This window comes from Aureimonas sp. OT7 (assembly GCF_014844055.1).
Classification (GTDB): Bacteria; Pseudomonadota; Alphaproteobacteria; order Rhizobiales; family Rhizobiaceae; genus Aureimonas; species Aureimonas altamirensis_A.
Window position 1 is genome coordinate 865,439 of sequence record NZ_CP062167.1, and the last position, 14,716, is coordinate 880,154.

Here is a 14,716-nt window from a genome sequence, read left to right on the forward strand (position 1 = left end):
TTCCTTGTCCTGTTTCCCGCGGCCCGGCCTCAGGCCGAGCGCGCCGCCGGTGCCGGCCCGGCGTCCGCATCCGTCCATTCGTCGCCGACAAGTTCCGGCTTCTCGTAGGCCAGAAGCGCCTGCCAATGGATGTCGATGTCGTCGTCGAACAGCGCCGCCGAAATGCCGCGCGCCAACCATTGTGCGCCTTCGCTGATGGCGGGTATGTCGCCCGAAACCTTGCCGAGGCTCAGCGATGCGCTGAAATTGAAGCAGTGCAACCGCTTGAGGAAAGGCGCCATGCCCGGCGATTTCTCGGTGAAGGAGAAATCCTCCGCAAGCCAGGGAAACGCGGCCAGCGATGCGTCGGCATCCTCGGGCGGCGGGGTGAACCGCTCTCCCCAGGTGGCGATGGAGCCGGCAAAGTCGGCGATCTCCGGCCGCGACCGCACATCCACGGTGAAGCCCGTGCCGAGGATGACGAAATCGGTGGTGAAGCGCCGGCCCGACACCGTCGTCAGCACGATTTGTCCATCCGCCTCCTCCGCGCGGGCGATGCCGGCCGAGAAGTGGAAATAGGCGTTGGAGTGCCGGCTGACGCGGCGTGTCGAATTGCTGGGAGCGGGTGTCTGCTGGCGGTTGGAATAGGCCATGATGCGCCAGCGCCATTCCGGCGACAGCGTCGGGAAGCCTGCCGTCAGCCCATAGGAGCCGACGCCCATCAATTTGTTGACGGTGGGCATCGCCGGCCGGCGTGCCAGAAGTCGCACTTCGCGCGCGCCGGCTTCCAGCGCCGTCGCGGCATTGTCCACCGCCGAGGCACCGACGCCGATGACGACGACGCGCCTGCCGGCGAGGGCGTCGAAATCGATCGTTTCGGACGAATGTGCCCAACGGCTGCGCGGCAGCCCATCGACGAAATCCGGAATGGTCGGGCGGCCAAGGCCCTCGCGGCCGCCGGCCATGACCACGCGGCGTGCCAGGATCGCCTCGCCGGCGCCGCCCGCGACCTCCAGCTCGAACAGCCCGTCGTCGCGCGGCGCGATGCGCGTCACGTCGACGCCGCTTTCGACCGGCAGGGCCAATGCCTTGCGATACCACGCGAGGTAATCCATCCACATCGGACGGGGGATGCGGAAGAGGGCATCCCATGCGGCATCGCCCCGGGTTGCCCTGTACCAGGCCTGGAACGTCAGCGACGCCATGCCGTAGGCCGGGCCGAGAAGCTGCTTGGGAGAGCGCAGCGTCTCCATCCGCGCATAGGTGACCCATGGTCCCTCGCGCCCGGCGGGGGCGCGATCCACGATCCGGATGTTGGAGATACCTGCGCGCAGCAGGCCGAAGCCGGCCACCAGGCCGCACATGCCCGCCCCGATCACCACCACGTCCGATACCGGGCGGCCATCGGCGGAGGTGCGCGGCGGCACCCAATTGGCAAGCGGATAGTTCAGCAGCGCCAGATCTTCCGCAAGGCGCTCCTGCAACCGCTCCAGCCGGGCCGCCGCATCGGGAAGGAGATCCTGTTCGTCCGGTGTCGGCATCATGCCTCCGCGGCCCTGGGCAGTACGACGGCATCCTCCGCCGCCCAGCCAACCCACAAGGGCCCGTCGTCCAGCCTGGAAGCGCTGGCCGGATCGGCCATGACCTCCAGCGTGGCGCCGTCATCCAGCGCCACGGAAAGCAGGAGATGGCTGCCCTTGAAGATGCGCTCGCGGACGCTGGCCTGGAACGCATTGTCGAGTGCCGGCGCGGATGTCGACAGGGTTATCGCCTCCGGCCGCACCGCCACCTCCGCCTCTGCACCGTCGGCCGGCGGGGTCGCGCCGGCCCGCGCCAGAAGGCGGCGGGAGCCCCACTTCAGAGAAACCCTGTCGCCCACCCTGCCGCCGACCTGGCCGGCGATCAGGTTGGTGTCTCCGATGAAATTGGCGACGAAGCGCGATTGCGGGTTGCGATACAGCTCTTCCGGACCGCCCATCTGCTCGATGCGGCCCTTGTTCATCACCACGACGACGTCCGACATGGTCAACGCCTCCTCCTGGTCGTGGGTGACGAACAGGAAGGATTTGCCGGTCCGCTTCTGGATGCTCTTCAGCTCCACCTGCATCTGGTGACGCAGCTTGGCGTCCAGCGCCGACAGGGGCTCGTCCAGCAGCAGCACGTCGGGGTCCGGTGCCAGGGCGCGGATCAGCGCCACGCGCTGGCGCTGGCCGCCGGACAGTTCGGTCGGCATGCGCACCGCGAAGGCGCCAAGCTCCACCATGTCGAGCAGTTCGCGCACGCGGCGGTCTATGGCGGTGGAATCGAGGCCCTTCAGTTCCAGGCCGAAGGCGATGTTCTGCCGCACGTTCATGTGCGGAAACAGCGCGTAGTCCTGGAAAACGATGTTGACGTTGCGCCGGTTGGGCGGGACGCGCGTCACGTCCTTGCCCGACAGGAGGATGCGCCCCTGCTCGGGCGTCTCGAAGCCGCCCAGCATGCGCAGCGTCGTGGATTTGCCGCAGCCCGACGGGCCGAGCAACGTAACGAACTGGGCTTCCTCGATGGACAGGTTCAAGCCATCGACGGCCTTGACCCCGCCATACAGTTTGGTGACGTCGACGAACTGCGCGACATTGCTCATTCAGCGGCTCCTTGCCCGGCGCGTCGCATACTCTGCATAGAGGCCGACGACGGCGGTGGCGATCAGGATCAGCGTCGCCATGGCATTGATGTCGGGGCTCAGGCCGCTTTGGAGCTTGGCGAACATGAGCATCGGGATGGTGGTGCGATACCCGCCCAGGAAGAAGGTACGCACGAAGTCGTCGATCGACAGCAGCGCGGCGAAGACCATGCCGCCATAAATCGCCGGCTTGAGGTAGGGCAGCGTGATGCGCCAGAAGGCGACGAAGCCGTCCGCCCCAAGATCGCGCGCGGCGTCCACGAGATTGGGCGGCATGGTGCGCAGCCGGGTCAGGGCCATGATCATCACGAAGGGCACGGCGTGGATGCTGTGGCCGAGGATGATGGCGCCCGTGCCGGTGGGAATGTCCAGGGTCGCGACGAAAATGCGGATCGAAATGGCCGAGATCATCCCCGGCACCACGGCGGGCAGGCAGGCCAGCGCGAAGATGAGGGTGCGCAGCCAGATGCCCTCGGCCGATATCAGCATGGCGATCCAGACGCCGACGACGGTGGACACCAGCGTCACCGCGACGGCGATGAGGATGGAGTACCAGAGCGCCGACAGGAATTGCTGGTCCTGCACCACCTGCATGTACCAGCCCAGCGTCACGTCGCCGATGGGAAAGGCGATGAAGTTCGCGTCCTTGAAGCTCAGCGCCGTCATCAGGAGCAGCGGACCCAGAAGATACAGCACGAACAGCCAGTATACGGCGGAAAGGGCCAGGCGCGGCCCGTCGGCGCGGCGTCCCATCAGCTGAACCTCACCGTGCGGCGGCCGACGATGCGCATGAACAGTCCGGCGATGCCGAGGGAAAGAACCAGCATGACCACCGACATCGCCGCCCCGACTGGCCAGCGGTCGCTGGCACCGTGGAAGAAGGAGGCGATGGTTTCGGGGAACAGGCCGGTGGATGGGCCGCCCAGCAGGATGGGCGTTGCGAAGACGCCGATCGTCGTCAGGAAGACCAGCGAGCAGCCAGAGACGATGCCGTCCTTCGACAAGGGCAGGATGATGCGCCGAAACCGGGTGAAGGGTCCGGCTCCAAGGTCTGCCGCCGCATGCAGCAGCGGCGTCGGGATCTTCTCGAGCGCCGAGTAGAGCGGCAGCAACATATAGAGGCAGACCAGGTAGATCATGCCGAAGGACAGCGAATAGTAATTGTAGAGCATCGGGATGGGCCGCGTGATCAGCTCCATCTCGCGCAGCGCGAAATTGATGGCGCCGCGATTGGCGAGCAGCATGATCACCGCGTAGGTGCGGATGATCTCGCCCGCCCAGAAGGGGACGAGCAGCAGGAGCAGGGCCCGCGTCCGGTTTTCCGGCTTGACGATCTTGGCGATGTAGTAGGCAACCGGATAGACGACCAGCAGGGTGACGGCGGTGACCGCGAAGGCGAAGATCACCGACCTGATCAGGGGCGTGAAGTAGAGCGGTTCGGCAAAGAAGACGCGGAAATTGTCCAGCGTCAAGGCAGACCCGCCTTCGTGCACGATCGGGTACTGGCTCATGAGGCTGATGCGCGCGAGCTGGAACACCGGTCCCAGATCGAAAACCACCAGCCATATCAGCGGGACGGCGCAGAGAAGCAGCAGCCGCCCCGCGCGGCTGTCGCTGAGGCTTCCGAGCGTGGCGCGGTACAGGGGGGAGGCGATCAGCCGACCCCAGCCTGTGGAATACCGCGCCTTGGTCGGCGCCGCGACTCCGGGCGCCGGGCCGGCGTGGGCTTCTTCCTGCATGTTCACGATGTCAGGCCGCCTTGATCTCGGCCACGGCGCGGTCGAGCATCTGGTTCTTCATGTCGCGATTGACGGTCGAGAAGAAGGTGATCCGCTCGACCTGCTCGGGCGGCAGCACGGACGCGGCCCGCTCCCGTTCGTCCAGGATCGTGTCGACGCCCGCGAAGGTCGAGGTGAAGCCCGACTGGCGGGTCATCGCAGCACCCACTTCCGGTGAGGCGGCGATGGCCTCCAGGAACTTGTACGCATTGTCGGCATTGGCCGCGTTGTTCACCACGTTGAACGTATAGACGAAGCCGTAGGTGCCTTCCTTCGGCACCGACTGGGCGATCGGATGACCGTCCATGATCAGCTTGGAGATCGGCCCGGACCAGGCCTGTGCGACGTAGATGTCCTCGTTGATGAACATCTGCTGCACTTCGGACCCGGCGTCGTAGTAGCGGCGCACCTTGTCCTTGTTCTGGATCAGGAAATCGCGCGCTTTGTTCGTGGCGGCCAGGGCCTCTTCCGGCTTGTCGACATAGGTGACGTAATCGCCGTCGTCGCCGAGGTACTTCATGGTGATGGAGAGGAAGTCGCTGACGATGTAGGAGGTCGCCTGCTTGTTCTCCTCGTCGAACATCACGCTCCAGCTGTCGACATCCTCGACATAGTCGGTGTTGCGCGCCAGGCACTCGAAGCCGGCCAGGATGGGCAGGCCCCAGATCGAGCCGTCGATGCGCAGCCACGGTGCGTCCTGATAGGAGGGGATCAGGTTCTGCCAGCTGGCGATGCGGGCCGTATCGATGGGCGCGAGGAGGTTGCTGCTCAGGAACTGCGAATAGCGATGGCCGACCACGGTGACGATGTCCGTCGTCGGGTTGGCTCCCTCGGCCGCCAGCAGATTGTACTGCTTGCCCTGATCGTCTGTCAGGCGGATCTGCACGTTGATGCCGGTCTCGCTCTGGAACCGGTCCAGGAAATCCTGCGGGATGAACTTGTCGTAGGTGGTGATGTTCAGCGTATTCGATTGGGCCCAGGACGGACGGGGGCGGATTATGTAAGGGGCCGCCAGGACGCCCGCGGCGCCCCCCAGAAGCTTCAGGGTGGTGCGTCTGCTCGGCCGTTCGAAAACCATCCCGACATCTCCTGATCGAAATCCTGTTGCTCAGATTATGCACAAACCTTTAGTTGCACAATGTGCACCCAGCAATGGGCTGCCATGTCAAAACCGGCATTAAGGGTTAATTATGAAGATCGGAATTCTGGGTGCGGGCGCGATCGCCAGCGGAGCTGCCGCCTATCTTGCGCAGAACGGCCATGAGCCGACCCTCTGGTCGCCCTCGGGCCGCCGCCTGGGTGGGCTGGGCGAAGGCGCGCCGTTGACGGCCAAGGGCGGCATCGAGGGCACGTTCGCGGTATCCGTGGCGGCGAATGCCGCAGAGGCCGTATCCGGAAAGGATGCCGTGCTGGTGGCCCTGCCGGCCAATGGCCACCGCATGGTGCTGGACGCCGTGGCGCCCCATCTCGTTGATGGTCAACCGGTGATCTTCAGCTCGCACGCCTCGTTCGGCGCGCTGTATCTTTCCAGGCTGCTTGCGGCACGCGGCGTATCGGTGCCGATGATCGTCTGGGGCACGACGTTGACGACGGGCCGCATGGCGGGCGACGAAGCGGTGAACGTCTCAACGCTCCGCAAGAAGATCGACTACGCGACGCTCGGCGCCTGGGATGGCGAATCGGCCGTCGGCTTATTGACGGAGCTGTTCGGCGACCGCTTCGTGCCGCGTGACGGGTTGATGGCCATCGCGCTGTCCAACCTGAACCCGCAGAATCACCTCGGCATCGCGCTGCTCAACCTGACGCGCATGGAAAAGGGCGAAACCTGGGGGCAGGCGGAGCACGTTACCCCGGCGGTGGGCCGCTTCATCGAGGCGCTGGATGCCGAGCGGCTGGCCATCGCCGAAAGCTTCGGGCTTTCCGTCCGCACCGTGCGCCAGCATTTCTCATTGTCGTTCCATGTACCGGAAAACGACGTGTCGACGATGAATCAGGAAATGTTCCGCAACGGCCATGTGACGTCCGGCCCGTCGACGATGGACAGTCGCTACATCTACGAGGACGTGCCCTTCGGCCTGTATCCGACGGCGCTGCTGGGCCGCGTGGTCGGCCGCCCGGCGACGCTGCATGAGGCCGGGATCGCCATCTTCTCCGCGGCTGCCGGGCGAGACCTGACCGCCGACAACGACCTCCTGCCGGCGCTGGACTTCGCGACGCTGGATCGCGAGCGGCTGGAGGCGCTGGCACGATCCGGGTACTGAGGGTCACTCGGCCGGCCGGTCCACTTTCGGCAGCAGGATGGTGACGAGGCCCAGCAGCGGCAGGTAGGACGTGAGGGTATAGACCGTGTCGATGCCCTGGCTGTCCGCCAGCCCGCCCAGCATGGCCGCGCCCAGCCCGCCCGCGCCGAAGGCGAAGCCGAAGAACAGCCCGGCCACGAAGCCGATACGGCCGGGCAGCAGCTCCTGCGCAAAGACCACGATGGCCGGAAACGCCGAGGCCAGCACGAGGCCGATGATGGCAGCCAGAACGCCCGTGAAGAACAGGTTGGCATAGGGCAGCAGCAGGGCGAACGGGATGACGCCGAGGATCGAGAACCAGATGACGAAGCGGGCGCCGAACCGGTCGCCGAAGGGGCCGCCGACCAGCGTGCCCACCGCCGCCGAGGCCAGGAACAGGAACAACATCAGCTGCGCGCTCTGGATGCCGAGACCGAAGCGGTCGATGACGTAGAAGGTGAAGTAGCTGGAGAAGCTGGCCATGTAGACGTTCTTCACCAGGGTCAGCGCCACGAGGATGACGATGGCCATCACCACCGTGTTGCGCGGCAGCGGCAGCGCCTGGGAGGCAGCCGGGCGGCCGCGCATGGCCCGTTGCTGGGCGGCGTACCAGCGCGCCGTCCACGACAGGATCAACATCCCCAGCAGCGCGACGATGGCGAACAGCGCGACGCTCTTCTGTCCGTTCGGCACCACGATGAAGGCAGCCAGCAAGGGACCGGCCGCCGAGCCGGCATTGCCGCCGACCTGGAAGAAGGATTGTGCAAAGCCGAAGCGCCCGCCCGAGGCGAGGCGTGCGACGCGCGAAGCCTCCGGATGGAAGATGGCCGAGCCGAAGCCGATCAGGCAGGCGCCGAACACCAGCATCGGATAGGTGTGCGCCTGCGACAGGAGGATCAGGCCGATCAGCGTCGATCCCATGCCGAACGGCAGGGAGTAAGGCATCGGGCGCTTGTCGGTGATGATGCCGACGGCGGGCTGCAGCAGCGAGGCGGTGATCTGGAAGGCGAGGGTCAGGAAGCCGATCTGCGCGAAGGTCAGGTCGAACTCGACCTTCAGCAGCGGATAGATTGCCGGGAGCAGCGATTGCATGATGTCGTTCAGCATGTGGCAGAGACTGACCGCCACGATGATGGGTAATGTCTGCGTCGTGCCCTTGACTGCGGCTGTCGTCGTCATTGCTGTCTCCCCGCCGACCGAACGCTGGTCAGCGAACCTTATTATCCGTCCCCGCGGCTTCGTTCCAGCTATCGCGACGGTGCGGCTGGCGGCCGAAATCGGCGTCGGCCGTATCCTGTCCGGCTGCGATGATCGATCGCCGGATGGCGCGCGTGCGGGTGAAGAGGTCGAAGAGGGCGTCCCCGTCGCCCCAGCGGATGGCGCGTTGCAGCGATGCGAGGTCTTCCGAGAACCGCGCCAGCATCTCCAGCACGGCGTCGCGATTGGTCAGGAAGACATCGCGCCACATCGTCGGGTCGGACGCCGCGATACGGGTGAAATCCCGGAAGCCGGAAGCCGAAAACTTGATGACCTCGGATTGCGTCACCGTTTCGAGGTCCGCCGCCGTGCCGACGATATTGAAGGCGATGAGGTGGGGCACGTGGCTGACGATGGCCAGCACCAGGTCGTGGTGCTCCGGCGTCATCGTCTCCACCATGGAGCCCATGCCTTCCCAGAAGGCGCGCAGCCGCTGCACCGCCGCATCGTCCGTGCCCTCGACCGGGGTCAGGATCGTCCAGCGGTTCTCGAACAGTTCGAGGAAGCCGGCATCCGGGCCGGACTGCTCCGTACCCGCGATCGGGTGGCCCGGCACGAAGTGCACGTGTGCCGGCAGGTTGGGACGCATCGCATCCACGACGGAGCCCTTCACCGAGCCGACATCGCTGACGATGGCGCCCTTGGCTAGGCTTGGCGCAATGAGCGCGGATACCGCGCCGCAGGCGCCGACCGGCACGCACAGAATGACGAGGTCCGCGCCCGACACCGCTTCGGCGAAATCGGCGTGATAGCTGTCGCCCAGCGCAAGCTCTCTGGCGCGCGCCAGCGTTTCCGGGCGGCGGGTGGCGATGGCCACATGCCGCGCCAGCCCGCGCTGCCTGGCGTTGATGGCGATGGAAGAGCCGATCAGCCCGATGCCGATCAGCGCGACGCGTTCGAAAAGAGGTTCGCTCATCGGCCCAGGAACTCGGTCAACGCCGCGACGACGCCTTCATTGGCCTCGTCGCTGCCGATCGTCATGCGAAGCGCGTTGGGGAACCCGTAGCCGCCGACGCGGCGCAGGATATAGCCGCGCTCGGTCAGGAAGGCATCCGCCTCCGCCGCGCCCTTGCCGGGCGTTTGCGGAAAGTGGATCAGCACGAAGTTGGTGACGCTGGGGCTGACGCGAAGGCCAAGTCCCTCGAAGGCCTCCGTCAGCCGCACGATCCAGCCGTTATTGTGCTCGACCGTGCGCTCCACATGGGCACGGTCGCGGATCGCCGCCGCTGCGGCCGCGATTCCGAGCGCGTTCAGATTGAAGGGCCCGCGAATGCGCTCGACGGCATCGGCAATGCCTTCCGGCACATACATCCAGCCGACGCGCAGCGAGGCCAGGCCGTGAATCTTCGAGAAGGTGCGCGTCATCACCACATTGTCGGCGCTCGACACGAGTTCGATCCCGGCCTCGTAGTCGTTGCGACGGACATATTCGGCATAGGCCGCGTCCAGCACCAGCACGCAGTCGGCAGGCAGGCCGGCATGCAGCCGGCGAATTTCGTCGAACGGGACATAGGTGCCCGTCGGGTTGCCGGGATTGGCGATGTAGACCATGCGCGTCCTGGCGGTGACCCGCTCCAGGATCGCGTCGACATCGACATGCGCGTCACGCTCCGGCGCCATGACTGCCGTTGCCCCGGTGGCCAGGATGGCGGTCCGGTGCAGAAGGAAGCCGTGCTCGGTGTAGATGCCTTCGTCGCCATCGTGCAGATAGGTCTGCGCCAGGAGGCTCAACACCTCGTCGGAGCCGTTGCCGCAGACGATGCGCTGCGGGTTCAGGCCATAGCGCTCGGCCAGCGCCGCCTTCAATGCGGAAGCCTGCGGATCGGGGTACAATTCCAGATGGCGGCTCGCTTCGGCGATCGCGGCGGAGACGTGGGGCGAGGGCCCCAGCGGTGTTTCGTTGGATGACAGCTTGTGCAGGCGGACACCGGCCGGCGCGTGGCTCTTGCCGGGCACATAGGCTTCGATGTCCAACACTCCCGGCCGTGGCGCCGGCGCCTTCGTCAGGCCCTGCATCGTCATATCCTTAAAATCGTCGCGCGGGCTACGCCCGCAAGGGAGCGGCATAGCCCCCGACCGGGCGAATGTCGAGCGTTTCCAGCCGCTCGCCCGAAACCGGTGGCACGCCGCGCGGACCGGCGACGAGGCGGCTGCCTTCGGCACTGGCCAGGACGGTGAACCCCTCCGCCAGGTCTATGCCGTCGCCCTCGATCACATGGCACTCGACCTCGAAGGGGACCGGGTCGGCCAGTGGCGGCGCCAGCACCAAGGCGGGCTCGCCGGCGGGGCGGCCATCCTGCTCGATGAAGGGAAGGCGCGCCACGATGGACGCGCGGCCGAGCCTCCGCCACCACGGTCCGGAGGCCTCCTTGAGCATGACGATGCCGAGCCAGTCGTCACCTTTTTCGACGCGGTCGATGACGCCGGCCGCATCGGCCGCGAGGTGCATGGGTACCGAGAAGCCGCAGGTGAACCGCGCCGTGTCCACGGCGGCGGCGACGTCGCCGGCCGTCGATACGGCAACTTCAAAGGGGGCTTGCAGTGCGGTGAAGGTGGAGATGATCTCGCGCCAGAGATGCTCGACGGCGGTGATCGGCAGGTGCCCGCGATGCCGGGCGACAAGACGGCGCATCATGTCCGCCTCGCGGCCGGGGCGGAAGGCCGCGCCGTTCTTCTGCGTGCCCTTGGCGGCGATCAACTCGTCGATCACGGTCGCCCGCTGCATCAGGAGATGGTGGATGGATTCGTCTATGGCGTCGATCTTGGCCCTCAGTTCCGAAAGCCGCGTCGCATCGCCCGCCTGCCCGTTCGCCATATCTTCCCTTCCCCCGCGTGACGGTCCCTCGTGTGGCGAAAGTCCTACACAGCTGCCGCAGCGGTTGCAAAGAAGCGTTGATCTATCGGGGCCATGTCGGTAGCAGAGGGGCCTGAATCAGTCGGGTACGACACACGATGAACGCTCCCTCCATGACAGAGGTGGCCAGCCTCAGCCTGCGGGAGGCACGCCAACCTTCCAGCAAAATGGCGCATTTCGGAGCCGACCAGCCGCTGGCGCTGGATGCCGGGCAGGTGCTGTCGCCCTTCGATATCGCCTACGAGACCTGGGGTGAGCTGAACGCCGACAAGTCGAACGCCATCTATGTCTGCCACGCGCTGACGGGCGACCAGTATGCGGCGAGCCGCAATCCTGTCACCGGCAAGCCGGGCTGGTGGTCTTCGCTGATCGGGCCGGGCAAGCCCATCGATACGGACCGCTATTTCGTCGTCTGTTCCAACGTCATCGGGTCCTGCATGGGGTCCACGGGCCCCGCCAGCATCGACCCGTCCACGGGCCTGCCCTATGCGCTCGACCTGCCGGTGCTGACGATCGCCGACATGGTGCGGGCGCAGGCGATGCTGATCGACCGGCTCGGCATCGACCAGCTCTTCGCCGTCATCGGCGGCTCCATGGGGGGCATGCAGTGCCTGCAGTGGACCGTGGCCTACCCCGAGCGGGTCTTCTGCGCGCTGCCCATCGCCACCGGCGCGCGCCATTCCTCGCAGAACATCGCCTTCCACGAGGTCGGGCGGCAGGCCGTCATGGCCGATCCGGACTGGCAGAGCGGGCGTTACATCGAAGGCGGAGTGCGGCCGCACAAGGGGTTGGCCGTAGCGCGCATGGCCGCCCATGTAACCTACCTGTCGGAGGCCGCGCTGCAGCGCAAGTTCGGCCGGAACCTGCAGGACAGGGAGTCGCTCGGCTTCGGCTTCGAGGCCGACTTCCAGATCGAGAGCTATCTGCGCCATCAGGGCACCAGCTTCGTCGACCGGTTCGACGCCAATGCCTATCTCTACCTTACCCGCGCGATGGACTATTTCGACATCGCCGCCGATTACGGCGGCCGGCTGGCCGACGCCTTCGCCCGGACGAGAACCCGTTTCTGCCTGGTGTCGTTTTCCTCGGACTGGCTATTTCCGACGGAGGAAAGCCGCGCCGTCGTACACGCGTTGAATGCCGCTGCGGCCTCGGTCTCCTTCGTCGAGGTGCAGACGGACAAGGGCCACGATGCCTTCCTTCTGGACGAGCCCGTGTTCTACGCCGCGGTCGATGGGTTCCTGTCGTCCGCCGCACGGGCCAGGGGGCTGCGACAGGAACGGATATGAGCGACACGGAAGCACCCCAGGCGACGAGCCAGATCGTGGCGGCCGACGCCAATGTCCGAGTCGATCTTGCGCTGATCGCGGACCTCGTGCAGCGCGGCGGCCGCGTGCTGGATGTCGGCTGCGGCGACGGCAGCCTCCTGGCATTGCTGGAGCGCCAGCGCGGCGTCGACGCGCGTGGCATGGAGATCAGCCAGCAGGGTGTCAACGAGGCGGTTGCGCGCGGGCTTTCCGTCATCCAGGGCGACGCCGACCGCGATCTCGTCCACTATCCGGACGACGCCTTCGACTACGTCATCCTGTCGCAGACGATCCAGGCGACGCAGAACCCGAAAGCCGTGCTGAGCGAGCTTCTGCGGATCGGTCGGCGCGCCGTCGTGTCCTTTCCCAATTTCGGCCACTGGTCGGTACGCCTGTCGCTGCTGGCCAAGGGGCGCATGCCCGTCACGCGCAACCTCGCCTATAGCTGGTACGACACGCCGAACATCCACTTCTGCACCATCCGCGACTTCGTCGACCTGACGCGCGAGGTGGATGCGGAGGTGGAATCGGCCATAGCGCTGGATTCCACCGGGCAGCGCATGGGCATGCGCCTGCCCTGGGCCTTCTGGAACCTGTTCGGCCAGCAGGCGGTCTTCCTGTTGAAGCGCCGCGGCAAGTAGGCCGACGCGTCCGGCGCGCCGGCCCGGCTTTGCCGTCAGAGGTTGACCGTCTTCATGCCGGCATCGGCATAGCGGGCGCCGGCAGCGGCGTCGGCGGGGAAGATGTCGTCGATCTCTTCCATCTCCTCGCGCGTGAGTACGATGGATTGCGCGCCGACATTCTCTTCCAGATAAGGGATGCGGCGCGTGCCCGGTATCGGCACGACATCCTCCCCCTGCGCCAGAACCCAGGCCAGTGCGATCTGCGACGCCTTGACCCCCTTGCGGCGGGCGATGGCCTCCACCGCATCCACCAGCTTCAGATTGCGGCCGAAATTCTCAGGCGAAAAGCGCGGCGAGTCGCGCCGATAATCGTCCTCGGGCAGGTCGGCGGCGGTGCGGAAACGCCCGGTCAGAAAGCCGCGCCCAAGGGGCGAGTAGGGCACGAAGCCGATGCCGAGCTCACGCAGGAGCGGCAGGATTTCCTGTTCCGGCTCACGGCTCCACAGCGAGTATTCGGTTTGCAGGGCGGCGATGGGATGCTCCGCATGGGCCCGGCGGATGGTCTGCGGCGCGGCTTCGGACAGGCCGAGGTAGCGGACCTTGCCCTGCTCCACCAACCGGCCCATCGCACCGACGGTCTCCTCGATGGGGACGTTCGGATCCACGCGGTGCTGGTAATAGAGGTCGATCACCTCGACGCCCAGCCGCTTCAGGCTGGCTTCGCAGGCCGCCTTCACATAGTCGGGCCGGCCGTCGATGCCGAGTCGCTCGCCGGCCGGGCCACGCACGTTGCCGAACTTCGTTGCCAGCACCACCTCGTTCCGCCGGCCACGCAGCGCGCGCCCCACCAGCTCCTCGTTACGGCCCACGCCGTACATATCGGCCGTGTCGAGGAAGGTGACGCCGAGGTCGAGTGCGCGATGGATCGTCGCGATGGACTCCGCATCGTCGGACGCTCCGTAGAACTCCGACATGCCCATGCAGCCGAGGCCCATGGTCGATACGGTCAGGTCCGGTCCCAGTTTGCGCTGTTGCATCGTCTTGTCCCCCAAGTCCAGTTGCAGCGTCGGAGCCGCAATGTGGGAAGGGGGGCGCCCGAGTTTAAGATGCCCGGGGCAGTCCGTTTGCGCTTTTCGGTGCGCCGTCCTGCCGTGCCGAGGCGCCCTGGGGCACCAGAACCGGTTTGACGAGGCGCAGCCGGGCCCGTTCGTTGCGGGTTACGGGGATGCCGCGATAGACGAGCTTCGTCGCCTCGATGATGAAGACGCCGGCAAACAGCGGCCATGCCTGGCGGCCGGCGCGCTCCAGCGGATTGGCGAGGTTGACGAAGCCGGCGCGGCGGAACGGCGGGAAGAACAGCGCCTGGCTCACACCCGAAGGCGAGAACATGGCGCCGTGCAGCAGGCGCTGGGCCTGCCCCCGCGACCAGGGACGCCCCGAGCCGAAGGGCGTGCGGTCGAAACGGGCCCAGACCCCGGCGCGGTTCGGAATGACGATCACCAGCCGCCCGCCGGGCGCCAGGGTACGCCACACCTCGCACAGGAGTTGCGAGGGGTTCTCGGCAAATTCCAGGGCATGCACCATCAGGACGCGGTCCACCGAGGCATCGCCGAGCGGCAGGCAGGATTCGTCCACCATGGCGCTGGTGGACGAGCCGGCCGAAGGCCAGCGTATGGCGCCCTGAGCCGCCGGCATGAAGGCGAGCGTGCGGTCCGCGTCCGCCGAGAGCCGGTCCAGATAGGGCAGGGTATAGCCGAGGCCGAGCAGGCGCTCCTGCGAAATGGACTGCCATAGCGGAGCCAGGGCCATGCCGATGGCCCGGGCCGTGGCGTGGCCCAGCCGGCTGGCATAGAAATCGCGCAGGTCCACGATATCGGCGTTCATCTGCTGCGTGATGCTGATGGCGCATCCCTCCGAAAGGACGTTCGCCTCTTGCAAGGCGTCTTTCCATTCTATCTCAGCTTGGCAGGGACGACA

Annotated in this window: 14 protein-coding genes; 3 read left to right on the forward strand and 11 right to left on the reverse strand. The window is 66.5% G+C overall.

The features are described 5' to 3' along the window. Positions 1 to 29: 29 nt before the first annotated feature. From IGS74_RS04135 to IGS74_RS04155, 5 genes are read right to left on the reverse strand one after another with little or no spacing between them, the layout of a single operon-like run. Complete coding sequence (locus IGS74_RS04135; protein WP_246722911.1) at positions 30 to 1,523, reverse strand: NAD(P)/FAD-dependent oxidoreductase; 1,494 nt, start codon at positions 1,521 to 1,523, stop codon at positions 30 to 32. Continuing rightward, positions 1,520 to 2,602, reverse strand: coding sequence for an ABC transporter ATP-binding protein (locus IGS74_RS04140; RefSeq protein WP_192389549.1), 1,083 nt, complete (start codon positions 2,600 to 2,602; stop codon positions 1,520 to 1,522). The genes IGS74_RS04135 and IGS74_RS04140 overlap by 4 nt, the downstream gene beginning before the upstream one ends. Further along, the gene (locus tag IGS74_RS04145; RefSeq protein WP_192389551.1) at positions 2,603 to 3,394 is read right to left on the reverse strand and encodes an ABC transporter permease; all 792 of its coding nucleotides are present in this window, start codon (positions 3,392 to 3,394) and stop codon (positions 2,603 to 2,605) included. After that, positions 3,394 to 4,380, reverse strand: coding sequence for an ABC transporter permease (locus IGS74_RS04150; RefSeq protein WP_192391341.1), 987 nt, complete (start codon positions 4,378 to 4,380; stop codon positions 3,394 to 3,396). Before IGS74_RS04150 ends, IGS74_RS04145 begins: the two co-directional genes overlap by 1 nt. 10 nt (positions 4,381 to 4,390) lie before the next feature. Then, a complete protein-coding gene (locus IGS74_RS04155) occupies positions 4,391 to 5,497 on the reverse strand; it encodes an extracellular solute-binding protein (protein ID WP_192389553.1) in 1,107 nt (368 codons plus the stop codon). A gap of 112 nt (positions 5,498 to 5,609) precedes the next feature. Between IGS74_RS04155 and IGS74_RS04160 the strand changes: the two genes are divergently transcribed. Continuing rightward, positions 5,610 to 6,680 carry an NAD/NADP octopine/nopaline dehydrogenase family protein gene (locus IGS74_RS04160; RefSeq protein WP_192389555.1) on the forward strand — a complete coding sequence of 357 codons (1,071 nt, stop codon included), beginning with the start codon at positions 5,610 to 5,612 and terminating at the stop codon, positions 6,678 to 6,680. Positions 6,681 to 6,683: 3 nt separating this feature from the next. On the opposite strand, the gene IGS74_RS04165 is transcribed toward IGS74_RS04160, so the two are convergent. From IGS74_RS04165 to pheA, 4 genes are read right to left on the reverse strand one after another with little or no spacing between them, the layout of a single operon-like run. Continuing rightward, positions 6,684 to 7,877, reverse strand: a complete 1,194-nt coding sequence (locus tag IGS74_RS04165) for an MFS transporter (RefSeq protein WP_039188043.1) — start codon at positions 7,875 to 7,877, stop codon at positions 6,684 to 6,686. A gap of 28 nt (positions 7,878 to 7,905) precedes the next feature. After that, positions 7,906 to 8,871: a prephenate/arogenate dehydrogenase family protein gene (locus tag IGS74_RS04170; protein ID WP_039188045.1), complete on the reverse strand. Its 966-nt coding sequence runs from the start codon at positions 8,869 to 8,871 to the stop codon at positions 7,906 to 7,908. Beyond that, positions 8,868 to 9,971, reverse strand: coding sequence for a histidinol-phosphate transaminase (locus IGS74_RS04175; RefSeq protein ID WP_192389557.1), 1,104 nt, complete (start codon positions 9,969 to 9,971; stop codon positions 8,868 to 8,870). The genes IGS74_RS04170 and IGS74_RS04175 overlap by 4 nt, the downstream gene beginning before the upstream one ends. Positions 9,972 to 9,999: 28 nt before the next feature. Next, positions 10,000 to 10,770, reverse strand: coding sequence for a chorismate mutase (gene pheA, locus IGS74_RS04180; protein ID WP_192389559.1), 771 nt, complete (start codon positions 10,768 to 10,770; stop codon positions 10,000 to 10,002). A gap of 137 nt (positions 10,771 to 10,907) precedes the next feature. Between pheA and IGS74_RS04185 the strand changes: the two genes are divergently transcribed. Further along, positions 10,908 to 12,098, forward strand: a complete 1,191-nt coding sequence (locus tag IGS74_RS04185; RefSeq protein ID WP_192389561.1) for a homoserine O-acetyltransferase — start codon at positions 10,908 to 10,910, stop codon at positions 12,096 to 12,098. Continuing rightward, the gene (gene metW / locus IGS74_RS04190) at positions 12,095 to 12,757 is read left to right on the forward strand and encodes a methionine biosynthesis protein MetW (protein ID WP_156122180.1); all 663 of its coding nucleotides are present in this window, start codon (positions 12,095 to 12,097) and stop codon (positions 12,755 to 12,757) included. The genes IGS74_RS04185 and metW overlap by 4 nt, the downstream gene beginning before the upstream one ends. 35 nt (positions 12,758 to 12,792) lie before the next feature. On the opposite strand, the gene IGS74_RS04195 is transcribed toward metW, so the two are convergent. Further along, positions 12,793 to 13,776 (reverse strand): aldo/keto reductase, encoded by a 984-nt coding sequence (locus IGS74_RS04195; RefSeq protein WP_192389563.1) that lies wholly within the window; start codon positions 13,774 to 13,776, stop codon positions 12,793 to 12,795. Positions 13,777 to 13,840: 64 nt separating this feature from the next. Beyond that, on the reverse strand, positions 13,841 to 14,623 hold the full coding sequence (locus IGS74_RS04200) for a methyltransferase domain-containing protein (RefSeq protein WP_039190362.1): 783 nt from the start codon (positions 14,621 to 14,623) through the stop codon (positions 13,841 to 13,843). Between the last annotated feature and the right edge of the window lie 93 nt (positions 14,624 to 14,716).